Source organism: Pseudoponticoccus marisrubri (assembly GCF_001482405.1).
Classification (GTDB): domain Bacteria; phylum Pseudomonadota; class Alphaproteobacteria; order Rhodobacterales; family Rhodobacteraceae; genus Pseudoponticoccus; species Pseudoponticoccus marisrubri.
In genome coordinates, this window is the sequence record NZ_LPXO01000010.1 from 22,343 (window position 1) to 43,862 (window position 21,520).

Annotated in this window: 20 protein-coding genes; 13 read left to right on the plus strand and 7 right to left on the minus strand. The window is 69.7% G+C overall.

The features are described 5' to 3' along the window. Positions 1–196: 196 nt before the first annotated feature. From xdhA to AVJ23_RS15250, 8 genes are all read left to right on the plus strand, one after another. Entirely contained in the window at positions 197–1,588 is a 1,392-nt protein-coding gene (xdhA, locus tag AVJ23_RS15215) for a xanthine dehydrogenase small subunit (protein WP_058863072.1), read from the plus strand. Continuing rightward, positions 1,585–4,023, plus strand: a complete 2,439-nt coding sequence (xdhB, locus tag AVJ23_RS15220; protein WP_058863073.1) for a xanthine dehydrogenase molybdopterin binding subunit — start codon at positions 1,585–1,587, stop codon at positions 4,021–4,023. Before xdhA ends, xdhB begins: the two co-directional genes overlap by 4 nt. Continuing rightward, complete coding sequence (gene xdhC, locus AVJ23_RS15225; protein WP_058863074.1) at positions 4,013–4,951, plus strand: xanthine dehydrogenase accessory protein XdhC; 939 nt, start codon at positions 4,013–4,015, stop codon at positions 4,949–4,951. Before xdhB ends, xdhC begins: the two co-directional genes overlap by 11 nt. Beyond that, complete coding sequence (locus AVJ23_RS15230; RefSeq protein WP_058863075.1) at positions 4,918–6,441, plus strand: ABC transporter ATP-binding protein; 1,524 nt, start codon at positions 4,918–4,920, stop codon at positions 6,439–6,441. Before xdhC ends, AVJ23_RS15230 begins: the two co-directional genes overlap by 34 nt. A gap of 99 nt (positions 6,442–6,540) precedes the next feature. Further along, positions 6,541–7,626, plus strand: coding sequence for an ABC transporter permease (locus tag AVJ23_RS15235; RefSeq protein ID WP_058863076.1), 1,086 nt, complete (start codon positions 6,541–6,543; stop codon positions 7,624–7,626). After that, on the plus strand, positions 7,626–8,549 hold the full coding sequence (locus tag AVJ23_RS15240) for an ABC transporter permease (protein ID WP_205626868.1): 924 nt from the start codon (positions 7,626–7,628) through the stop codon (positions 8,547–8,549). The genes AVJ23_RS15235 and AVJ23_RS15240 overlap by 1 nt, the downstream gene beginning before the upstream one ends. A gap of 6 nt (positions 8,550–8,555) precedes the next feature. Further along, positions 8,556–9,338 carry an ion transporter gene (locus AVJ23_RS15245; RefSeq protein ID WP_058863077.1) on the plus strand — a complete coding sequence of 261 codons (783 nt, stop codon included), beginning with the start codon at positions 8,556–8,558 and terminating at the stop codon, positions 9,336–9,338. Between the two features lie 4 nt (positions 9,339–9,342). Next, entirely contained in the window at positions 9,343–10,413 is a 1,071-nt protein-coding gene (locus tag AVJ23_RS15250; RefSeq protein ID WP_058863078.1) for a BMP family ABC transporter substrate-binding protein, read from the plus strand. 65 nt (positions 10,414–10,478) lie between these two features. On the opposite strand, the gene AVJ23_RS15255 is transcribed toward AVJ23_RS15250, so the two are convergent. The 4 genes from AVJ23_RS15255 to AVJ23_RS15270 all read right to left on the minus strand — a co-directional run bounded on the left by AVJ23_RS15255 (position 10,479) and on the right by AVJ23_RS15270 (position 13,472). After that, on the minus strand, positions 10,479–11,189 hold the full coding sequence (locus AVJ23_RS15255; RefSeq protein ID WP_058863079.1) for a vWA domain-containing protein: 711 nt from the start codon (positions 11,187–11,189) through the stop codon (positions 10,479–10,481). Between the two features lie 72 nt (positions 11,190–11,261). After that, the gene (locus tag AVJ23_RS15260; RefSeq protein WP_058863080.1) at positions 11,262–11,753 is read right to left on the minus strand and encodes a pilus assembly protein N-terminal domain-containing protein; all 492 of its coding nucleotides are present in this window, start codon (positions 11,751–11,753) and stop codon (positions 11,262–11,264) included. Between the two features lie 102 nt (positions 11,754–11,855). After that, positions 11,856–12,860: a sensor histidine kinase gene (locus AVJ23_RS15265; protein WP_169795948.1), complete on the minus strand. Its 1,005-nt coding sequence runs from the start codon at positions 12,858–12,860 to the stop codon at positions 11,856–11,858. Between the two features lie 177 nt (positions 12,861–13,037). Continuing rightward, positions 13,038–13,472 (minus strand): CBS domain-containing protein, encoded by a 435-nt coding sequence (locus AVJ23_RS15270; protein ID WP_058863082.1) that lies wholly within the window; start codon positions 13,470–13,472, stop codon positions 13,038–13,040. A gap of 114 nt (positions 13,473–13,586) precedes the next feature. Between AVJ23_RS15270 and AVJ23_RS15275 the strand changes: the two genes are divergently transcribed. Continuing rightward, on the plus strand, positions 13,587–14,519 hold the full coding sequence (locus tag AVJ23_RS15275) for an aldo/keto reductase (protein WP_058863083.1): 933 nt from the start codon (positions 13,587–13,589) through the stop codon (positions 14,517–14,519). Here the strand turns inward: AVJ23_RS15275 and AVJ23_RS15280 are convergent. Both AVJ23_RS15280 and AVJ23_RS15285 read right to left on the minus strand, forming a co-directional pair. Next, the gene (locus AVJ23_RS15280; protein ID WP_058863084.1) at positions 14,516–15,184 is read right to left on the minus strand and encodes a nitroreductase; all 669 of its coding nucleotides are present in this window, start codon (positions 15,182–15,184) and stop codon (positions 14,516–14,518) included. The genes AVJ23_RS15275 and AVJ23_RS15280 overlap by 4 nt on opposite strands. Then, positions 15,181–16,266 (minus strand): CaiB/BaiF CoA transferase family protein, encoded by a 1,086-nt coding sequence (locus AVJ23_RS15285; RefSeq protein WP_058863085.1) that lies wholly within the window; start codon positions 16,264–16,266, stop codon positions 15,181–15,183. The genes AVJ23_RS15280 and AVJ23_RS15285 overlap by 4 nt, the downstream gene beginning before the upstream one ends. A 142-nt stretch (positions 16,267–16,408) precedes the next feature. On the opposite strand from AVJ23_RS15285, the gene AVJ23_RS15290 reads away from it, so the two are divergent. The 4 genes from AVJ23_RS15290 to AVJ23_RS15305 all read left to right on the plus strand — a co-directional run bounded on the left by AVJ23_RS15290 (position 16,409) and on the right by AVJ23_RS15305 (position 20,600). Then, positions 16,409–18,847: a ligase-associated DNA damage response DEXH box helicase gene (locus AVJ23_RS15290; protein ID WP_058863190.1), complete on the plus strand. Its 2,439-nt coding sequence runs from the start codon at positions 16,409–16,411 to the stop codon at positions 18,845–18,847. Between the two features lie 51 nt (positions 18,848–18,898). After that, positions 18,899–19,573 carry a ligase-associated DNA damage response endonuclease PdeM gene (gene pdeM / locus AVJ23_RS15295; RefSeq protein WP_058863086.1) on the plus strand — a complete coding sequence of 225 codons (675 nt, stop codon included), beginning with the start codon at positions 18,899–18,901 and terminating at the stop codon, positions 19,571–19,573. Positions 19,574–19,612: 39 nt separating this feature from the next. Next, complete coding sequence (locus AVJ23_RS15300; protein WP_058863087.1) at positions 19,613–20,026, plus strand: PaaI family thioesterase; 414 nt, start codon at positions 19,613–19,615, stop codon at positions 20,024–20,026. Between the two features lie 97 nt (positions 20,027–20,123). Then, positions 20,124–20,600 (plus strand): SRPBCC domain-containing protein, encoded by a 477-nt coding sequence (locus tag AVJ23_RS15305; protein WP_058863088.1) that lies wholly within the window; start codon positions 20,124–20,126, stop codon positions 20,598–20,600. A gap of 12 nt (positions 20,601–20,612) precedes the next feature. Here the strand turns inward: AVJ23_RS15305 and folD are convergent, their stop codons facing one another. Then, the gene (gene folD, locus AVJ23_RS15310; RefSeq protein ID WP_058863089.1) at positions 20,613–21,515 is read right to left on the minus strand and encodes a bifunctional methylenetetrahydrofolate dehydrogenase/methenyltetrahydrofolate cyclohydrolase FolD; all 903 of its coding nucleotides are present in this window, start codon (positions 21,513–21,515) and stop codon (positions 20,613–20,615) included. Between the last annotated feature and the right edge of the window lie 5 nt (positions 21,516–21,520).

Sequence of the window (21,520 nt, forward strand, 5' to 3'; positions counted from 1 at the left end):
TCGGGCGGGATCCGCGGACGCCTGCGAAGCGGGCAGAACCCGCGCCGCTGACGCTTTGACGGGCATTTTTGACTTGCCAACCATGTTTTGCCTCGCCTAGCCTCGATTGCGACGGGACAAAGGCGCGCTTTCTACGCCGCATCGAGGGCGCGCCCCCTTCCGGGGCCAAAAGGGTAAAGCGGCGGGACTTCTGACAATGGACATCACCTTTCTTCTCAACGGAGAGAGCGTGCATCTGGACAGCGTGGACCCGACGGTCACGCTGCTCGACTGGCTGCGCGAGACGCGCGGGCTCACCGGCACCAAGGAGGGCTGCAACGAGGGCGATTGCGGCGCCTGCACCGTGATGGTGCAGGACGCAGGCGGCGCGCGCGCGCTGAACGCCTGCATCCTCTTCCTGCCGCAGCTGCACGGCAAGGCCGTGCGCACGGTCGAGGGGATCGCCGCGCCCGATGGCCGCCTGCACCCGGTGCAGGAGGCGATGGTGACGTATCACGGCAGCCAATGCGGCTTCTGCACGCCGGGCTTCGTGGTGGCGATGGCCACGGCGCATCTGAACGGCGACACCGGCTTCGACGACGCGCTGGCCGGCAACCTGTGCCGCTGCACCGGCTATGCTCCGATCATCCGCGCCGCCGAAGCCGCCGCCGACCAGCCGGTGCCCGACTGGCTGGCCGATGCCGCGCCCGAGGCACCGCCCCCCCGCGCCCATCCCGACGGCCACGGCGCCCCGCGCTGGCATGCGCCCGAGGATGTCGACGAATTGGCCGAGCTCTGCGCGCGCCACCCCGAGGCCGTGCTGGTCGCCGGGGCGACGGATGTGGGGCTCTGGGTGACCAAGGGTCTGCGCGATCTGGACGAGGTGATCTTTCTCGGCCGCTGCCGCGACCTGCAGGAGATCGAGGAGGTCGCGGGCGGCCTGCGCATCGGTGCCGGTGTCACCATGGACCGCGTGCTGGAGGCGATGCGCCCGCGCCACCCCGCCTATGCCGAGATGATCCGCCGCTACGGCTCGGCCCAGGTGCGGGCCGCGGCGACGATCGGCGGCAATATTGCCAACGGCTCGCCCATCGGAGACAACCCGCCGGCACTGATCGCGCTGGGGGCCACGCTGCACCTGCGCTTTCGCGAGACGCGCCGCGAGATGCCGCTGGAAGAGTTCTTCCTCGACTACGGAAAGCAGGACCGCCACCCGGGCGAGTTCGTCGAGGCCATCACCCTCCCGCCCCAGCCCGACCGGCTGCGCGTCTACAAGCTGTCCAAGCGCTTCGACCAGGACATCTCGGCCGTTTGCGGTGCCTTCAACATCACGGTCGAGGATGGCCGGGTGGAGAGTGCGCGCATCGCCTTCGGCGGCATGGCGGGTGTTCCCAAGCGCGCCCGCGCCGTCGAGGCCGCGCTGACCGGCAAGCCCTGGACCGAGGAGACGGTGATCAGCGCCTGGGACGCGTGGGAGCGCGATTTCCAGCCCATGGACGACATGCGCGCCAGCGCCGCCTACCGGTTGACCGCCGCGCGCAACATGCTGTCGCGCTGCCTGCTGGACGACCTGGGCGCGGCCACCAACGTGCTGGAGGTGCGGGCATGAGCGTCGCGAAACCCCTGCCCCATGACGCCGCGCGGCTGCACGTGACAGGGGCGGCGCGCTATGTCGACGACATCCCCGCCCCGGCGGGCGCGCTGCACCTGGCGTTCGGCCTGTCCGAGATCGCCGCCGGGCGGATCACCGCGATCGATCTCGACGCGGTGCGCAAGGCGCCCGGCGTGGTCGGCGTCTGGGAGGCGAGCGACCTGCCCTCGGACTGCGACTGCTCGCCCTCCAACCATGACGAGCCTCTGCTCTCGGGCCACCGCATCCGCTATCTCGGCCAGCCGGTCTTTCTGGTGGCGGCAACCTCGCACCTGGCGGCGCGCCGCGCGGCGCGGCTGGGCAAGCTGGACTACCAGTCGCGCGACGCGATCCTGTCGGTGGACGAGGCGATGGAAGCCGACAGCCGCTTCGAGGACGGCCCGCGCATCTGGGAGAAGGGCGATGCCGGCGAAGCGATCGACGGCGCGCCGCACGCGATCGAGGGCGTGATCGAGATCGGCGGGCAGGAGCATTTCTACCTCGAGGGGCAGGCCGCGTTGGCCCTGCCGCAAGAGGGCGGCGACATGGTCGTGCATGCCTCGACCCAGCACCCGACCGAGATTCAGCACAAGGTGGCCCATGCGCTGGGCCTGCCGATGCATGGCGTGCGCGTCGAGACGCGGCGCATGGGCGGCGGGTTCGGCGGCAAGGAGAGCCAGGGCAACGCGCTGGCCATCGCCTGCGCCGTGGTGGCGCGCGCCACCGGGCGGCCCGCCAAGATGCGCTATGACCGGGACGACGATTTCACCATCACCGGCAAGCGGCACGATTTCCGTATCGAGTACCGCGCGGGGTTCGACGATGACGGCCGGCTGGCGGGGGTCGAGTTCGTGCACCTGTGCCGCTGCGGCTGGGCGCAGGACCTGTCGCTGCCGGTGGCCGACCGGGCCATGCTGCATGCCGACAATGCCTATCACCTGCCCGCGATCCGCATCGAAAGCCACCGGCTGAAGACCAACACCCAGAGCGCCACCGCCTTTCGCGGCTTTGGCGGCCCGCAGGGCATGCTGGGTATCGAGCGGGTGATCGACCACGTGGCCCATGCGCTGGGCCGCGACCCCTTGGAGGTGCGGCGCGTCAACTATTATGCCGGCGAGACGGTGGCCGGTGCCGAGGGGGGCGCTGCCCCCCGGCGCCCTGCGGTCGCCCCCCCCGGGAGTATTTCGGGAAAGATGAAAGAGCCCGGGCAGGACCTGGCCTCGCGCGGGGGGGCCGAGGGGCCGTCGGATGCCGGTGCCCCGGCGGTGCCGGCCGGCGTGCAGACCACGCCCTATGGCCAGGTGGTGGAGGATTTCATCCTGCACGAGATGACCGACCGGCTGGTGGAGCGCAGCGATTACGCGGCGCGGCGCCGGGCGGTGGCCGCGTGGAACGCCGCCAACCCGGTGCTGAAGCGCGGCATCGCGCTGACGCCGGTGAAGTTCGGCATCTCCTTCACGCTGACCCATCTCAACCAGGCCGGCGCGCTGGTGCATGTCTACCAGGACGGCTCGATCCACCTGAACCATGGCGGCACCGAGATGGGACAGGGCCTGTTCCAGAAGGTGGCGCAGGTGGCCGCGGCCGAGTTCGGCGTGGCGCCCGAAATGATCCGCATCACTGCCACCGATACCGGCAAGGTGCCCAATACCTCGGCCACCGCGGCCTCGTCCGGGTCGGACCTGAACGGGATGGCGGCGCAGGCCGCCTGCGTGACGATCCGCGAGCGCATGGCCGAGCACCTGGCCCGGCTGCACCAGGACGAGGCGCGCGACGTGCGCTTTGCCGAGGGGCAGGTGCATGTGGGCGGCAACCGGCTCAGTTTTGCCGAGGCCGCGGCGCTCTGCTACGAGGGGCGGGTCAGCCTGTCGGCGACGGGGTTCTACAAGACGCCCAAGCTGAAATGGGACCGCATCCGCGGCCAGGGTCGGCCCTTCTTCTACTTCGCCTATGGCGCGGCCTGTTCCGAGGTGGTGATCGACACGCTGACCGGCGAGAACCGGATCCTCGCCACCCATATCCTGCATGATTGCGGCGCCTCGCTGAACCCGGCCATCGATCGCGGCCAGGTCGAGGGCGGTTTCGTGCAGGGGGCGGGCTGGCTGACCACCGAGGAGCTGGTCTGGGATGGCGACGGGCGGCTGCGCACGCATGCCCCCTCGACCTACAAGATCCCGGCCTGCTCGGACCGGCCCGACATCTTCGAGGTGGATCTCTGGGACGGGCGCAATCGCGAGGAGACGATCTATCGCTCCAAGGCGGTGGGCGAGCCGCCCTTCATGCTGGGCATGTCGGTCTTCTTCGCGTTGCAGCACGCCGTCAGTGCCTGCGGGCCGGGCTGGCCGGACCTGCAGGCGCCCGCCACGCCCGAGGCGGTTCTGGCCGCGGTGCGGAGGGCGCGCGATGGGGTTTGACCTGGCCGCGCTGGACCGGGCCGTGGCGGCGCATGGCCGCGTCGCCCGCGTGGTGATCGCCGAGGTGGCAGGGTCGTCGCCGCGCGAGGTGGGCGCCGCGATGCTGGTCTGGGCGGGCGGGCAATCCGGCACGATCGGTGGCGGGGCGCTGGAATACCAGGCCGCGACGGCCGCGCTGTCCCGAACGGGGCTGTCGCGCCATGCGCTGGGTCCCGAGCTGGGCCAGTGCTGCGGCGGCGCGGTGACGCTGTTGACCGAGCAGTTCACCGAAGAGACGCTGCCCCGGCCCGAGGGCGGAGACGTGATCGCGCGCGGGCCGGGCGAGAGGCCGCTGGCGGTGCGGCGCCTGATCGACCGGGCGCGGGCCCGCGGCGCCGCGCCGGCACCGCAGCTGGTGCAGGGTTGGATGGTGGAGCCGGTCGCCCGGCCGACGCGCCCGGTCTGGATCTGGGGGGCGGGCCATGTTGGCCGCGCGCTGGTCGATGTGCTGGTGCCGCTGCCGGACCTGGCGCTGAGCTGGGTCGATACCGGGCCAGAGCGCTTTCCCGACACCGTGCCCGACGGGGTGACGGTGCTGCCCGCCGCGGCGCCCGAGCGGTTGATGTCCCATGCCTCGCGGGATGCCGCGCATGTCATCCTGACCTACAGCCACGAGCTGGATTTCCGGCTGTGCCATGCCGCGCTGGAGCACGGTTTCGCGCAGGCCGGGCTGATCGGATCGGACACGAAATGGGCCCGCTTCCGCAAGCGGCTGGCCGCGCTGGGCCATGCAGATGCCCAAATCGACCGCATATGCTGCCCGATCGGGCACAAAGCTTTGGGCAAACACCCGCAGGCCATTGCCATCGGGGTGGCCTCGCGCCTACTCCACGACAAAACGGAAGAGGTTTCAGGGTGGTCGACACACTCCTCAGCATCTCGGGCCTGACCAAGGCCTATCCGGGCGTCGTGGCCAATGACGCCGTGTCCTTCGACATCGCGAAGGGCGAGATCCACGCGTTGCTGGGCGAGAACGGCGCCGGGAAATCGACGCTGGTCAAGATGATCTTCGGGCTGGTGGCGCCGGACAAGGGCAGCATGACCTGGGACGGGGCGGCCTTTGCGCCGACCAAGCCCTCGGATGCGCGCCGCGCCGGCGTGGCGATGGTGTTCCAGCATTTCTCGCTCTTCGATGCGCTGAACGTGGCCGAGAACGTCGCGCTGGGGATGGAGGATCCACCGAAACCGCGCGACCTGGCGCGCCAGATCCGCGAGGTGTCCGAGACCTATGGGTTGCCGCTGGACCCGTTCCGCACCGTGGGCACCCTGTCGGCGGGCGAGCGGCAGCGCGTCGAGATCATCCGCTGCCTGTTGCAGGAACCGCGGCTGCTGATCATGGACGAGCCGACCAGCGTCCTGACCCCGCAGGAGGTCGAGATCCTGTTCGAGACGCTGCGCAAGCTGAAATCCGAGGGCACCTCGATCCTCTACATCTCGCACAAGCTGGAGGAGATCCGCGCGCTCTGCGACGAGGCAACGATCCTGCGGCGCGGGCAGAAAGTGGCGACCTGCGTGCCGCGCGAGACAACGGCGCGCGAGATGGCCGAGATGATGGTGGGGGCGAGCTTTGCCACGCCAGAGGCCAAGCCGCACGTGCCGGGCGAGGTGCTGCTGAAGGTGCAGGACCTGTCCATGCCGGCGCCGGGCGCCTTCGGCACGCCGCTGCGGAGCATCAGCTTCGAGGTGCGCGCGGGCGAGGTGCTGGGGCTTGGCGGCGTGGCGGGCAACGGGCAGGACGAGCTGCTGATCGCGCTGGCGGGGGAGCGCCCGGCGCCGGCTGGCAGCCTCTTCCTGAAAGGGCAGGATATCAGCGCCGCCGGGCCCGTGGCGCGCCGGGATGCAGGGCTGCTGAGCGGGCCGGAAGAACGGCTGGGCCACGCGGCCGCACCCGACATGAGCCTGGTCGAGAACGGCGTGCTGACCGCGGTGCGCCGGCAGGAGATGCTGCGCAACGGCTTCATCTCCTGGGGCCGCGCGCGGGGGTTTGCCGAGGCGGTGATCGAGCGCTTCGACGTGCGCACGCCGGGGCCGCAGACCGCGGCGCGGGCGCTGTCGGGCGGCAACCTGCAGAAATTCGTGGTCGGGCGCGAGATCAGCCAGGATCCGGACGTGCTGATCATCAACCAGCCGACATGGGGGGTCGATGCGGCGGCGGCGGCCTTCATCCGCCAGTCGCTGCTGGACCTTGCGTCCAAGGGGGGTGCCGTGGTGGTGATCAGCCAGGACCTAGACGAGTTGATGGAGGTCTCTGACCGGTTTGGTGCGCTGAACGAGGGACGGCTGTCCCCGATCCGACCCGTGTCCGAGCTGGATATCGAGAAAATCGGCCTGATGATGGGCGGCGCGCATGACATGGAGGTGGCGCATGTGGCCGAATGACAGCACATACGCCAGCCATGCGTGCGGGCAAAAGTCGTGCACGACTTTTGCAAATTCCGTTCACGGAATTTGCGGCCGCCCGGCGGAAAGGGGCGCGCCATGATCCGGCTGGAGAAACGCCCGCAGCCCTCGCGGCTCTGGACGGGGCTCAGCCCGGTGCTGGCCGTGCTGCTGACCATGGTGTTCGGCGGGGTGCTCTTCGCCTTTCTCGGCGCCAACCCGTTCGAGGCGATCCGCACCATCTTCTGGGATCCGCTCTTCAACACGCAATTCGCCGGCTTCACCCGGCCCCAGCTGCTGGTCAAGGCCGGCCCGCTGATCCTGATCGCCATCGGCCTGTCCATCGGCTTTCGCGCCGGGATCTGGAATATCGGCGCCGAGGGGCAGTACATCATGGGCGCCATCTGCGGCGCAGCGGCGGGGCTGGCGGTCTATCCCGCCTCCAGTTTCCTCATCCTGCCGATGATGATCCTGTTCGGCGCATTGGGCGGGTGGGCCTGGGCGATGATCCCCGGCATTCTCAAGACGCGCTTCGGCACCAACGAGATCCTCGTCTCTCTGATGCTGGTCTACGTGGCCGAGAACATCCTCGCGACGGCCTCCTCGGGCTTTCTGCGCAACCCCGAGGGGCGCGGCTTTCCCGGCTCGCGCAATTTCAAGGAATGGGACGCGGCGCATAATGCCGAGCTGATCTCGGGCACCGGCATGCATTGGGGCGTGCTCTTCGCCTTCCTCGCGGTGATCGGCGCCTATGTGCTGCTGACGCGCCACATCCTTGGCTTCAACATCCGGCTGACCGGCGAGGCGCCGCGCGCGGCGCGGTTCTCGGGCGTCAACCCGGCACGGATCGTGCTCTTCTGCCTCGGCATCTCGGGCGCGCTGGCCGGCATGGCCGGGCTGTTCGAAGTGGCCGGCCCGGCCGGCCAGATCAGCATCGATTTCAACTCGGGCTACGGCTTCACCGCGATCATCGTGGCCTTCCTCGGCCGGTTGCACCCTGTGGGCATCCTGCTGGCCGGGCTGCTCATGGCGCTGACCTATATCGGGGGCGAGCTGGCGCAGCTGATGCTGGGCGTGCCCGGCGCCTCGATCCAGCTGTTCCAGGGGATGCTGCTGTTCTTCCTGCTGGGGGTCGACGTGTTCACCAATTACCGGCTGCGGCTGGGCCAGAGGGAGACCGCGTGATGGACCTGTCCTCGATCAACCCCGTCCTGCTCGTCGCCTCGATCATGGTCTCGGCCACGCCCATCCTGCTGGCCGCCATCGGCGAGATGGTGGTCGAGAAATCGGGCGTGCTGAACCTCGGCGTCGAGGGGATGATGATCACCGGCGCGGTGGTGGGCTTTGCCATCGCCGTGAACACGGGCGCGCCGGGCTGGGGGTTCCTGGCCGCCGCCTGCGCCTCGGCCGCGCTGTCGCTGAGTTTCGGCGTGCTGACGCAGTTCCTGCTGTCCAACCAGGTCGCCACCGGTCTGGGGCTGACGCTGGTCGGGCTGGGCCTGTCCTCGCTGATCGGCAAGCCCTACGAGGGGATGAAATCCCCCACCCTGCCCAAGCTCGACCTCGGCCCGCTCTCGGACATCCCCGTGCTCGGCCGGATGCTCTTCAGCCATGACATCATGGTCTATTTCGCGCTGGCGCTGGTCGCCGGGGTCTGGGCCTTCCTGAAATTCACCCGCGCGGGGCTGATCCTGCGCGCCACGGGCGAAAGCCACGACAGCGCCCATGCGCTGGGCTACAAGGTGGTGCGCATCCGGCTGGCGGCGATCGCCTTCGGCGGCGCCTGTGCCGGGCTGGGCGGCGCCTACCTGAGCCTCGTGCGCGTGCCGCAATGGACCGAGGGCATGACCGCCGGCGCGGGCTGGATCGCGCTGGCCATCGTGGTCTTTGCCTCGTGGCGGCCGTGGCGCGTGGCGGTCGGCGCCTATCTCTTCGGCGGCGTCACCGTGCTGCAGCTGAACCTGCAGGCAGCGGGGGCGAACGTGCCCGTCGCGCTGCTCTCGGCCTCGCCCTACATCATCACCATCCTCGTGCTGGTCGTCATCTCGGCCCGGGGGCATCACGGCGCGCCCGCCTCGCTGGGCCGGCCGTTCCACGCCACCACATGAGCGCCCATGGCCCGACGGCTGAAGTCCCGCGTCCAGGCCGCGCTGGAGGGCCAGGACCCGCAGCTGGGCCGGGCCGTGGCGGTGCTGGTCTATGGCGCGATCCTCGCCTCGGCGCTGGTCATCACGCTGCAGAGCCTGCGCGACCTGCCGGGCTGGGCCGTGGCGCTGCTGCGCGGGGCCGAGCTGACGCTGCTGGCGATCTTCGTGGCGGAATATGCCGCGCGGCTCTGGTCGGCCCCGTCGCGCTGGCGCTACGCGCTGTCCTTCTGGGGCATCGTCGACCTGCTGGCCATCCTGCCGGCGCTGCTCTTGCTGGCGCCGCACAGCCAGACGCTGCGGGTCCTGCGGCTGATGCGCATCTTCCGCCTGCTCAAGCTGTTCCGCATGCGCCGCGCGCTGATGCGGCTGGAACATGCGCTGGACAAGGCGCGCGAGGACCTGCTGCTCTTCCTGCTGCTGGCCGCGATCGTGCTGTTCCTGGCCGCGGTGGGCATCCACCATTTCGAGAAGGACGCCCAGCCCGACAGTTTCGGGACCATCCCGAACGCGCTGTGGTGGGCGCTGGCGACGCTGACCACGGTGGGCTATGGCGATGTCTACCCGGTCACCGTCGCGGGCAAGATCTTTACCGCGCTGACGCTGATGGTCGGGCTGGGGATCGTGGCGATCCCGGCCGGCATCATCGCCTCGGCGCTGCTCAACGCGCCGGCACGGCCCGACGAGACCGAGGCGTCCGGGGACGACCCCGACACCAGGCAACCCAAGACCAACAACACTGAAAGGGAGTAACTCCATGCACAGAAGAACGCTTCTTGCCAGCGCGGCGCTGGCCCTGACGCTGGGCCAGGCGGCCGCGGCACAGGACGTGACCGCCGGCTTCATCTATGTCGGCCCGGTGGGCGATGGCGGCTGGACCTATGAACATGACCAGGGCCGCCTTGCGGTCGAGGAGCATTTCGGCGACCAGGTCAAGACGATCTACCAGGAAAGCGTGCCCGAGGGCGCCGATGCCGAGCGCGCGATCACCCAGATGGCGCTGTCGGGCGCCGACATCATCTTCACCACCTCCTTCGGCTACATGGATCCGACCATCGCGGTGGCCGAGAAATTCCCGGACGTGAAGTTCGAGCACGCCACCGGCTACAAGCGCGCCGACAACGTCTCGATCTACTCGGCCCGCTTCTACGAGGGCCGCGCGATCCAGGGCCATATCGCCGGCAGCATGACCGAGACCAACAAGATCGGCTACATCGCCTCCTTCCCGATCCCCGAGGTCATCCGCGGCATCAACTCGGCCTACCTGCACGCCAAGAAGGTGAACCCGGATGTCGAGTTCTCGATCGTCTGGGCCTATACGTGGTTCGACCCCTCGAAAGAGGCCGACGCGGCCCGCGCGCTGATCGAGAACGGCGCCGACGTGATCCTGCAGCACACCGACTCCACCGCGCCGCAGGCCGCCGCGCAGGAGGCGGGCGACGTGATCACCTTCGGCCAGGCCTCGGACATGTACGACTACGCGCCCCTGCCGCGCGTGTCCTCAATCATCGATGACTGGGCGCCCTACTATATCGAGCGCGTGCAGGCGGTGATCGACGGCACCTGGGAAAGCACCGACACCTGGGACGGGATCGGACCGGGCATGGTCGGAATCGGCGAGATCACCGATGCCGTCCCCGAGGACGTCAAGGCCGAGGCGCTGGCCATGAAAGAGGCGATCGCCTCGGGCGAGTACCACCCGTTCACCGGCCCGATCAACAAGGCCGACGGCTCGGTCTGGCTGGAAGAGGGCGAGGTGGCCGATGACGGCACGCTGCTGGGCATGGATTTCTACGTCGAAGGCATCGACGCCGAGATCCCGAACTGAGCGCAGCGACACCGCGATCCTTGGCGCGCCCCCCTTGCGGGGCGCGCTTTTTGTTTGGCCGCTGCTCAGCCGCCGGGGCGCGGTATTGCGACCGGCGACAGCGCCCCGAACAGATTGCAGCCCAACGTCAGGCGCAACGCGCCGGCCAGCTCGTCGAGGGTCTGCGCCGTGACATAGCGCCCGCCCGTGCGGTCCGCGAGGCAGCGCGCGGCGATGATCGGCCGCCCGCCCCGGTCCAGCTCGCCCCGCATGTCGACCTTGAAGCCGATCACGTGCACCACCAGCCCGGGCGCGTTCTCGGCCAGCTCGGCCGCCAGCGCGCAGGGCGCGCCGCCGCAGGTCTCGGCCCCGTCGGTGACCAGCACCACGGCGCCGGCCGTGTTGCGGTAGTCCAGCGCCTCGGCGGCCATGCGCACGCCCTCGGTCAGCGGCGTGCCGCCCACCGGGCGCAGCGCATCGACCTCGGACAGGATGCGCGGCGCGGCCTCCCATTGCGGGCCGAAGCGCAACTCGGAATTGCGGCAGGTGCGGTCGCCGCCGGGTCCGTAGATCACCAGCCCCAGCCGACGCGCCGCCGCGACCGAGGGCAGGACCCGCCGCAGGGCAAGCCGCGCCTCGCTGATCTTGGCCACGCCCACCATGTTCACGCCGATCTCGGCCATCGAGCCCGAGCCGTCGAAGACGATCATCGCGTCATCGGTACAGCTTTGCTGCGCGCCCGAGGGCAGCGGCAGGGCAAGGCTCAGCGACAGGAGGCAGGCAGAAAGGGCGCGCATGGGACAAGCCTGCCAAGGGATGGTTGACCTGTCCAGACTTTCCTTGCCGCTACGTCAGCAGAGCTGCCGTGATCAGCATTCCTCGACATTGGCCAGCACGGTATAGCCATCCCCCTTGAGCGCGGCGATGGTCTGGGCCAGCACGTCCTGACGGTGGCTGCCCGTGGCGCAACCGGCGAGGAACACGTCGGATCCTTCGCGGGTCAGCGTCACCTCGGGCAGCGCCTCCTCGACGAAATCCAGAAGCGGGCCGAGATCGGTGATGACGTGGATGTCATAGGCCTCCACCGCGCCGCTGCCCCGGATGACCGTCAGCGTCGTCTCGCCCACGGTCTTGCCCAGCAGGTAGATCCGACGATCGCTCAGCGCGCTCATGTCGGCAATCTCGGGCTGCGCCATGGACAGCTCGGTGAACGGGTCGGTGAAGCTGAGCGTCAGCGCCTGGTCGGCAGACAGCTCGATCACGTCGACCGAGGGCTCGACCGCGAAGGGCGCGGCCGCGTCCTGCGCCAAGGTCGCACTGCCAAGGACGGCCAGCAGCAGCGTGGGAAATCCATGTCTCATCAATCACTCCTGAAATGCGGCGCCATTCTTGCGGCCCGTCGGAACAGCCTGCGGCAGCCCGCAGGACCTGTCAATTCAGGAGATCCGCGCCCGGAGAGGCGGTCAGAGCCGGTCGGCCGGGGCACTGATGCGGGCATGGAACCCCTCGGGCGGGTAGGACAGCGCCACTTCGCCTCCCAGCGCCGAGCGGGTGAACATGTCGAGCAGCTTGGTGCCGAAGCCCTCGCGCTCGGGCGGGGTCACGGCGGGGCCGTCATGTTCCTGCCAGTCCAGCACGAACCGTTCGCGGGCGTCGCCCTCACGGCTCCACTGCACCGTGACGCGCCCGCCCTCCTGCGAGAGGGCACCGTACTTGACGGCGTTGGTCATCATCTCGTGCATCGACAGCGCGATGGCCTGCGCCGTGTCCGCGGTCAGCGGCTGGCGCGGCCCCTTCATCATCACGCGGCCCGGATCCTTGCCGATGAAGGGCTGCACCTGCGCCGTGATCACGTCGCGTATATCGGCCCGGGCGGTGCGTTCCTGCGCGACCGTGTCCTGGTTGCGGGCCAGCGCGTTGACCCGTTCGACGAAGGCATCGACGAAGCCGTTGTCATCCACCTGCCGCTTCATCTGCCGCGCGATGCCGGTGACCACGGAATAGACGTTTTTGGTGCGGTGGTTCATCTCGCCCAAGAGCAGCTGTATCTGCTCCTGCGAGCGGTGCTCCTCGGTCACGTCATAGACGGCGAAGACGCCCGAGACCGGGCGGCGGCGGCCGCCATCGGCCGGCGTCTCGAAGGTGATCTGCTTGCGGGTGCGGACCCAGCGGGTCTCGCCATCGGGCAACACCACGCGGTGGGTGAGGTTGAGCACGTCGACGTCCCCGGGATCGAGCAGGCAGGTCACGCGCAGCTCGACCTCGGGCCAGTCCTCGGGATGGATGCGCTGATGCAGGGCGTCACGCATGATTTCCATTCCGGCCGGCAGGTCGAAAAGCTTGGCCGCGAGGTCATCGAGGAACACGGTGTCGTCGCGGTAATTGACGCTGCCGATGCCGATGCTGGCGACTTCAAGACCCACACGCAGCTGGTCTTCGCCCAGTCGCGTGCGTTCGGGTAATTCCATGTCGTTCATTGCGCCCTCCGGCCGGCGGCAGTCCATGCCAGCAGAACGCATGTTAGAGCCGCCTACAAATCACGTAGAGATTACCGGCGGCAAATCCACATCTTTTTCGCGCATCACGCGCAAAATCTTCCGCCTGCCGTTGCGTCAGGCGAAAAACAATTGCCCTTGGCCGATGTCCTACTGCGCGGCCGTCGGCGCGCCCTGCGCCTCGCGGAAGCGCTCGACCATCAGGCGATACTCGGTCGGCACGTCGCGGATCGACATCATGCCCACGATGCTGCCGATGGCGTCGATCACCGGCAGGTGGCGAAAGCCGCCCTCGACCATCACGGTCTGGGCATCCGCAAGGCTGGCATTGCGGCGGATGGTCTGCGGATCGGGTGTCATGATCTCGCGCACCCGGGTCTCGTCGGTGCGGCGGCCGGCGGCGATGCAGCGGCGGATCACGTCCCGCTCGCTGAGGATGCCGACCAGACGGGGCCCGTCCAGCACGGCCAGCGCGCCGATCCCGTGGCGGTCCAGCAGGGTACAGGCCTCGCGGATCGTGGCGTCGGGGGTGACAGAGACCAGGCTGCGGCCCTGCAGCAACTGGTCGATACTCTTGATAATCATGTCGCTCTCCTGCAATCGGAGCCATAATGTAACGGTTTCATGACGCGCGCGCAGCCCGGAATTCCCGACCATCGGGCCTTTGCCCGGACCGCGGGCTGTGCCACTCTCCGGCCCATGACACAGATCACGACGCTTTCCGGCGCGACGCCGGCCCCGTTCGCCTTTGGTGCCATGCAGTTCGGCGGTCGTGCCGATGCCGCGCAGAGCCGCGCCATGTTCGATGCCTGCCGCGCCGCGGGGATCACCCATTTCGACACCGCCTATACGTATACGGGTGGCGCCTCGGAGCAGCTTCTGGGCGAGTTTGCCGGCCCCGAACGCGACAAACTGTTCATCGCGACCAAGGTCAACTTCCCCGCCGGGGCCGGGCGCGACACCATCCTCAACAGCTGCGACGAAAGCCGCGCCCGGCTGGGCATGGACGTGATCGACCTGCTCTACATGCACCGGTTCGACGATGACACCCCGCTGGAAGAGACCTTCGAGACGCTGGCCGCGCTGCAGCAGAAGGGCCAGATCCGCTATATCGGCGTGTCGAACTATGCCGCGTGGCAGGTGATGAAGGCACAGGCCGTGGCCGCCGGGTTCGGCACGCGGATCGACGTGATCCAGCCCATGTACAACCTCGTCAAGCGGCAGGCCGAGGTCGAGATCCTGCCCATGTGCGCCAGCGAGGGCATCCTGCCGGTGCCCTATTCGCCGCTGGGCGGCGGGCTGCTGACCGGCAAGTACCTGCGCGGCGAAAGCGGCCGGCTGCACGAGGACAGCCGCTACACCGCCCGCTACGCGCCGCAATCCATGCATGCCACGGCGGAAGGTCTGGTCAAACTGGCCGAGGAGCTGGGCACCGATCCCGCCACCCTGGCCGTGGCCTGGGTGGCGCGCCACGCCGCGGGCCCGGTGCCGATCCTGTCGGCCCGCACGGTCGAGCAGCTGCGCCCCTCGCTCGACGGGATGGGCTATGCCATGGATGACGCGCTCTATGCCCGGGTCTCGGAGCTCAGCGCCGCACCGCCGCCGGCCACGGACCGGCTGGAAGAGGTCTAGCGCCAGTCCACCACCTCGGCCAGCGGCGCGCGTTCGGTGCGGAACCCGTTGGCCGGGTGATCGGGATCGGGATAGCCCAGCGCGATGCCGCAGAGCAGGTCGCGATCCGCCGCGATGCCCAGCCACTCGCGCAGGAAGGGCGCATGGCCCGCGACCGAGGCCATGGCGATCGACCCGATCCCGCGCGCCTGCAGCCCCAGCAGCAGGGCGGTGACGAAGGCGCCGCAATCCAGCACGCCATAGGCGCCGAGCGCCTTGGGCGTGGTGACGAACATCACCTGCGGCGCGCCGAAGAAGCGGAAATTCTCGCGCATCTGCCGGCCCGAGGCGGCGCGGTCGCCCTTCGCGACCCCGACCGCGGCATAGAGCTGCCAGCCGCAGGTGCTGCGCCGGTCCTTGTAGACGCCCTCGTAGTGCTCGGGAAAGGGGATGTCGCTGTCATGGGGCGCGGTTGCTACGTGGGCATACAGCGCCTCGGCCAGGCGCGCGGTCTCTTCGGGGCCGCAGGCGATGACCTGCCAGGGCTGCGAGTTGCACCAGGACGGCACGTGCTGCGCATCCTCCAGCGCCGCCGCGATCTGAGCGCGCGGCACCGGGTCGGGCCGGAAGCCGCGGCAGGAGAAGCGGCGGCGCAGCAGCGCACCGAAAGCGTGGGCATCGCTCATAGAAGGCCCCTTTCGTGCAGTTCGTCCAGAATTGCGGCCCCGTCCTGCCCGCGCGCAGGCGACGTGGCGGCCGGCGGGTCGAAGGTGGAGAAGCGCGGGGCCGGCGCCGGGCCGTCCCGCCCTGCCTGCCAGGTGTCGCGGGCGGCGATATGCGGATCGGCGCGCGCCTCCTCGGGGCTCAGCACCGGCGCGACACAGGCATCCGTGCCTTCGAACAGCGCCGCCCAATGATCGCGCGACCGGGTAGCAAAGAGCTGGACCAGCCGCGCCGTCTGGGCGGGCCATTGCGCCGGGTCGAACTGGTCGCGCAGCAACGGATCCTGCCCGAGGCCCAGCGTGTCGAGGAAGATGCGGTAGAATTTCGGCTCGAGGCATTGCACCGCGATCTGCCCGCCACAGGCGCAGAGGTAGCAGCGTGACCAATGCGGCCCGTCCAGCAGCGAGACGCCGCGCGCGGTGGTCGAGAACTGTGACCCCATGGACAGGAGCAGCGCCATCATGTGGCTGGCCCCGTCGACGATGGCCGCATCCACCACTGTGCCCTGCCCGGTCGCCCGCGCGTTCAGCAGCCCCGCCAGCATGCCGATCGCGAGGTAGAGCGCACCGCCCCCGATATCGCCCAGCAGCGTGGGCGGCACGACGGCCGCCTGCCCCGGCAGCCCGGCATGGAACAGCGCGCCCGAAAGGCCGAGATAGGTCAGGTCATGACCCGCCTGCTGCGCCCGCGGACCCTCCTGGCCCCAACCGGTCATCCGGCCATAGACCAGCCGGGGGTTGCGCGCGCGGGCCTCGTCCGGGCCCAGCCCCAGCCGCTCCATCACCCCGGGGCGCAGCCCCTCGATCAGCCCGTCGGCGCTGGCGACGAGCGCAAGCGCGACCTCCCGGTCGCGCGGCGCCTTCAGGTCCAAGGTGATCGAGCGCTTGCCGCGATCGAGCAACCCGTTGCCGTCCGCGCCCGGCAGCGGCGCGCCGCCCGGGCGGTGCACGACGATCACCTCGGCGCCGAGATCGGCCAGCAGCATGCCGGCAAAGGGCGCGGGGCCCAGCGCCTCGAACTCGATGATGCGGATGCCTGAGAGCAAACCTGTCCTCCTGCCCGGAGGGAAGCGCATTTGGCGGCGCTTGGAAAGGGGGCGCTGCCCCCCTCGCCCTGCGGGCTCACCCCCGGGATATTTCGGGACCAAAGATGTTTTCCTTTTGTTCAGGCCGCGTTATCTGCTGGGCATGGTCGAGCTTGCGCGCCCCCTGCAGGACTGGTTCGATGCACGCGGCTGGGTTGTGCATCCGCATCAGCGTGCCATGTTGGCACGGGCGCAGGCGCCGGCAACGCTGCTGGTGGCGCCCACGGGCGGGGGCAAAACGCTGGCGGGCTTTCTGCCCACGCTGGATGCGCTGGCGTCGGGCGGGCCGGACGGGCTGCACACGCTTTATGTCAGCCCGCTCAAGGCGCTGGCGGCGGATATCCGGCGCAACCTGCTGATCCCGATCGAAGAGGCCGGGCTGCCGATCCGGGTCGAGGACCGGACCGGCGACACGCCCGCCAGCCGCAAGAAGCGCCAGCGTGCCGATCCGCCGCATATCCTGCTGACGACGCCGGAATCGCTGGCGCTGCTGACCAGCTACGAGGATGCGCCACGCATGTTCGCCGGGCTGAAGCGCGTGGTGGTGGACGAGATCCACGCGCTGGCCGAGAGCAAGCGGGGCGATCAGCTGATGCTGGCGCTGGCCCGGCTGCAGACGCTCTGCCCCGATCTGCGCCGCGTCGGCCTGTCGGCCACGGTCGAGGATCCCGGGGCCATCGCGCGCTTCCTGGCCCGCCATCCCGACCCCTGCGAGATCCTCGAGGCCGATCCCGGCCCCGATCCCGATATCAGCATGCTGGTCACCGAGCAGGCGCCGCCCTGGTCGGGCGGCGGCGCCGCCTACGCCATCCCGGCGGTGCTGGAGCAGGTCCGCCGGCACCGCACCACGCTGATCTTCCACAATACCCGTGCGCAGGCCGAGATCTTCTTTCACAACCTGTGGCTGGCCAACGAGGAGGGGCTGCCCATCGGCATCCATCACGGCTCGCTCGATCGTGGTCAGCGCGCGAGGGTCGAGGCGGCGATGGTGCAGGGTGAGCTGCGCGCCATCGTCTGTACCGGGTCGCTGGACCTGGGGATCGACTGGGGCGACGTGGACCTGGTGATCCAGGTGGGTGCGCCGAAGAACGTCAAGCGGCTGGTGCAGCGCATCGGGCGCGCCAACCACCGCTACAACGCGCCGTCCAAGGCGCTGCTGGTGCCGGCCAACCGCTTCGAGGTGATCGAATGCGTTGCCGCGCTGGAGGCAGTGCGCGCCCGCGACCTGGATGGCGAGCCGCGCGGCCGCGGGCCCCGCGACGTGCTGTGCCAGCATATCCTGATCGCCGCCTGCGCCGGGCCGTTTGCGGCCGACGCACTTTATGCCGAGATGACGACGGCCGGGCCCTATGCCGGGCTGGCCCGGGCCGAATTCGATTCCTGTCTCGATTTCTGCGCCACCGGCGGCTACGCGCTGCGCGCCTATGACCAGTGGCAGCGGCTGAAACAGCGCCCGGACGGGCTGTGGCAGCTGCGCGATCCGCGCTCGGCCACGCGGATCCGCCAGAATATCGGCACGATCCAGGACACCGACACGCTCAAGGTGCGCTGGCGGGGTCGCGGCGGCGCGCCGCTGGGCGAGGTCGAGGAGGGCTTTGCCGCCTCGCTGACCAAGGGCGACACCTTCCTGATCGGCGGGCAGATCGTGCGCTATGAGGGCCTGCGCGAGATGGTGGTCGAGGTCACCCGCGATCCCGGCCGCAAGCCCAAGATCGCCACCTTCCTCGGCACCAAGTTCGCCACCTCGACCCAGCTGTCGCAGCGCATCCTGCGCATGTTCCGGCAACAGGACTGGCCCGAGCTGCCGCGCCACACCGCCGATTGGCTGGCCCTGCAGCGCGCGGTCTCGCGCCTGCCCGAACCCGGCCGCCTCTTGATCGAGACCTTTCCCCATGACGGGCGCCAGCAGATGGTGGTCTACGGCTTTGCCGGGCGCAATGCGCAGCAGACACTGGGGCTGTTGCTGACCAAGCGGATGGAGGAGATGGGGCTGGCGCCCATGGGCTTCGTGGCGACCGATTACGCGGTGCTGGTCTGGGGGCTGGACGCGGTGACCGATCCCGCGCCGCTCTTCGATCTGGACGCGCTCGAGGCCGGGCTGGACACCTGGCTGGCCGGCAACGCGGTGATGAAGCGCACCTTCCGCGCCTCGGCCACCATTGCCGGGCTGATCGAGCGGCAGGTCGGCGGACAGCGCAAGACCGGGCGGCAGGCGACCATGTCCTCGGACATCCTCTATGACACGCTGGCCAAGTACGATCCCGATCACCTGATGCTGCAGATCACCCGCGAGGAGGCGATGCGCGGGCTGGTCGATTTCGCCCGGATCCGCGAGATGTGCGCCCGGGTCGGCGACCGGATCGACCATGTGCGGCTGGACCGCGTGACGCCGCTGGCCGCGCCGCTTTTCCTTGAACCCGGGCGCGTGCCGGTGCGTGGCATGGCCGACGAGCGGCTGATGGAGGAAGAGGTCACCCGCCTGCTGGACGAAAGCGGGCTGGCCGGGGTCGAGACCAAGCCAACCTGGCGCGTGCCGTTCTGACCATCGCCCTGACCCCTTGCGCCGCGCGCCGCGTGGTGCCAAAGACAAAGCATGAACACCCACGCCTTCCAGTTCCATGGCGCCGCGCTGACCGCCCTGCCCTCGGGCGCGCTGTTCTGGGCCGCGCAGGACCTGCTGGTCGTCTCGGACCTGCATTTCGGCAAATCGGCGCGGCTCTCGGCCGTGGGCGGTGCCGCCCTGCCCCCCTACGAGACGCGCGAGACGCTGGACAAGCTGGACCGTGACCTGGCGTGGACCGGCGCGCGCCGGGTGATCTGCCTCGGCGACAGTTTCGACGCGCCGGGCATCGACGCCGTGCTGCCCGAGGAGGACATGCTCTGGATCCGCCGGCTGCAGGCCGGGCGCGACTGGATCTGGATCGAGGGCAACCATGATCCCGGCCCGGTGACGCTGGGCGGCACGCATCGCGCGGAACTGACCATCGGGCCGCTGGTCTTCCGCCACATCGCCACGCCGGACGGGCGGGGCGAGGTCTCTGGCCACTACCACCCCAAGGCGCGGCTGATCCTGCGCGGCCGGGCGCTCAGCCGGCCCTGTTTCCTCGTCGATGGCACGCGGCTGATCCTGCCGGCCTATGGGACCTATACCGGCGGGTTGCATTGCGACAGCGGGCCGCTTTCGGCGCTCATGGCGCCGGGGGCCGAGGCGATCCTGACCGGAAACCGCGCGATCCCCATGCCGATGCCGCGACGGTCGCGCGCCTGAGGGCTTGCCGCCCGGCGCGGATCGTGGCCAAGTGGCGCCATGTTCGATCCAGACCGCATCCGCGCCAGCTTTGCCCGGCAGGCCATGATGACCACTTTCGGGGCCGAGTTGCTCTCGGTTCGCGAAGGGGCCGTGACCATCGCCGCGCCGATCCTGCCCGGCAGCACCCAGCAGCAGGGGCTGGCCCATGGCGCGCTGGCCTTCGGGCTGGGCGACAGCGCGGCGGGCTATTCGGCGCTGACGCTGGTCCCGGCCGAGTTCGAGGTCGTCACCTCGGAGATGGGCATCCACTACCTGGCCGCCGGACGCGGCGAGCGACTGGTCGCCGAGGGTCTGGTGATCCGCCCGGGGCGGCGCAGCCTCGTGACCTCGGCCGATGTCTATGCCGAGGCGGACGGGCAGCGCACCCATATCGCCCGGCTGACCGGCACGATGGTGCGCGTGCCGGCCTGAGCGCCTGTCCGGAAACGGGCCATCGCACGGTGGCCGATCCGGGGTATGATCGGGCACGCGCGGAGCAGACCGCGCCCCGTCTTGCGGAGGCCCCGACATGACCCTGACGACAGACCGGCTCTCGTCCACGTCGCTGCGCGTGACGCGCGACTTCGCCCATCCGCCAAGGGCGCTTTGGCAGGCGCTCACCGATCCCGGCCTTGTGCCGCGCTGGCTGCTGGGGCCGCCGGGCTGGGAGATGCCGGTCTGCCGCATCGACGCGCGGCCCGGCGGGACCTTCCACTATCGCTGGGCGCCGCAGGGCGGCGGCGCGGGCGGGTTCGACATCACGGGGAGCTTCCTCGCGCTCGAGCCGCCCCGCCTGATCCGCCATGTCGAGACGATGTTCCTGCCCGATCCCGGCCCGCCCAACACGGTCGAAACGCGCCTGTCCGCCACCGACCACGGCACGCGGATGGAGCTGGTCATGACGCTGGAAGCGGCCGAGACGCTGGACGCGATGCTGGGCCACGGCATGACCGATGGCATGGCGCAAAGCTATGACCGGCTCGCCGCGCTCCCCCTGCCGGGCTGAGCGCGACCGGTCTCAGGCCGTCAGCCCCTCGGGCTCGGGCAGGCCATTGGCGCGGCAGCAGGCGGTCACCGTGTTGGCCAGCAGGCAGGCGATGGTCATCGGCCCGACGCCGCCCGGCACCGGGGTGATGGCGCCGGCGACTTCGGCACAGCTGTCGAATTCGCAATCGCCCACCAGCCGGGTCTTGCCCTCGCCCTTCTCGGGCGCGTCGATCCGGTTGATGCCCACGTCGATCACCGTGGCGCCGGGCTTGATCCAGTCGCCGGTCACCATGCCCGGCCGGCCCACCGCAGCGATGACGATATCGGCGCGCCGGACAACGCCGGGCAGATCCTGCGTGCGCGAATGCGCGATGGTCACCGTGCAGCTGTCGCCCAGCAAAAGCTGGGCCATCGGCTTGCCCACGATGTTCGACCGGCCGATCACCACGGCCTCCTTGCCCGAGAGCGAGCCGTGATGGTCGCGCAGCATCATCAGGCAGCCCAGCGGGGTGCAGGGCACCATGCTCTTCTGCCCGGTGCCCAGCAGCCCGACATTGGAGATGTGGAACCCGTCCACGTCCTTGGCCGGGTCGATCGCGTTGATCACAAGGTCGGAATCCAGATGATCCGGCAGCGGCAGCTGGACGAGGATGCCATGCACCGCCGGGTCGGTGTTCAGCCGGTCGATCAGGCCCAGCAGCTCGTCCTCCGAGGTTTCGGCCGCCAGCCTATGCTCGAACGAGGCCATGCCGGTCTCGACCGTCTGCTTGCCCTTCGAGCGGACATAGACCTGGCTGGCGGGATCCTCGCCCACCAGCACCACGGCCAGCCCGGGGGTGATGCCGTATTCTTCCTTGAGGCGGCCCACATGGGTGGCCACCTTCTCGCGGATCGTGGCGGCGAAGGCCTTGCCGTCGATCACCTCTGCGCTCATCGCGG

What these genes read in the sequence shown, in the direction of transcription:
- xdhA (WP_058863072.1), top strand. Translation starts at nt 197, where the DNA reads ATGGACATCACCTTTCTTCTCAACGGAGAGAGCGTGCATCTGGACAGC.
- pdeM (WP_058863086.1), top strand. Translation starts at nt 18,899, where the DNA reads ATGAACACCCACGCCTTCCAGTTCCATGGCGCCGCGCTGACCGCCCTG.
- AVJ23_RS15250 (WP_058863078.1), top strand. Translation starts at nt 9,343, where the DNA reads ATGCACAGAAGAACGCTTCTTGCCAGCGCGGCGCTGGCCCTGACGCTG.
- AVJ23_RS15245 (WP_058863077.1), top strand. Translation starts at nt 8,556, where the DNA reads ATGGCCCGACGGCTGAAGTCCCGCGTCCAGGCCGCGCTGGAGGGCCAG.
- AVJ23_RS15290 (WP_058863190.1), top strand. Translation starts at nt 16,409, where the DNA reads ATGGTCGAGCTTGCGCGCCCCCTGCAGGACTGGTTCGATGCACGCGGC.
- AVJ23_RS15240 (WP_205626868.1), top strand. Translation starts at nt 7,626, where the DNA reads ATGGACCTGTCCTCGATCAACCCCGTCCTGCTCGTCGCCTCGATCATG.
- AVJ23_RS15260 (WP_058863080.1), bottom strand. Translation starts at nt 11,753, where the DNA reads ATGAGACATGGATTTCCCACGCTGCTGCTGGCCGTCCTTGGCAGTGCG.
- AVJ23_RS15280 (WP_058863084.1), bottom strand. Translation starts at nt 15,184, where the DNA reads ATGAGCGATGCCCACGCTTTCGGTGCGCTGCTGCGCCGCCGCTTCTCC.
- xdhC (WP_058863074.1), top strand. Translation starts at nt 4,013, where the DNA reads ATGGGGTTTGACCTGGCCGCGCTGGACCGGGCCGTGGCGGCGCATGGC.
- folD (WP_058863089.1), bottom strand. Translation starts at nt 21,515, where the DNA reads ATGAGCGCAGAGGTGATCGACGGCAAGGCCTTCGCCGCCACGATCCGC.
- AVJ23_RS15235 (WP_058863076.1), top strand. Translation starts at nt 6,541, where the DNA reads ATGATCCGGCTGGAGAAACGCCCGCAGCCCTCGCGGCTCTGGACGGGG.
- AVJ23_RS15270 (WP_058863082.1), bottom strand. Translation starts at nt 13,472, where the DNA reads ATGATTATCAAGAGTATCGACCAGTTGCTGCAGGGCCGCAGCCTGGTC.
- AVJ23_RS15265 (WP_169795948.1), bottom strand. Translation starts at nt 12,860, where the DNA reads ATGGAATTACCCGAACGCACGCGACTGGGCGAAGACCAGCTGCGTGTG.
- xdhB (WP_058863073.1), top strand. Translation starts at nt 1,585, where the DNA reads ATGAGCGTCGCGAAACCCCTGCCCCATGACGCCGCGCGGCTGCACGTG.
- AVJ23_RS15300 (WP_058863087.1), top strand. Translation starts at nt 19,613, where the DNA reads ATGTTCGATCCAGACCGCATCCGCGCCAGCTTTGCCCGGCAGGCCATG.
- AVJ23_RS15255 (WP_058863079.1), bottom strand. Translation starts at nt 11,189, where the DNA reads ATGCGCGCCCTTTCTGCCTGCCTCCTGTCGCTGAGCCTTGCCCTGCCG.
- AVJ23_RS15305 (WP_058863088.1), top strand. Translation starts at nt 20,124, where the DNA reads ATGACCCTGACGACAGACCGGCTCTCGTCCACGTCGCTGCGCGTGACG.
- AVJ23_RS15275 (WP_058863083.1), top strand. Translation starts at nt 13,587, where the DNA reads ATGACACAGATCACGACGCTTTCCGGCGCGACGCCGGCCCCGTTCGCC.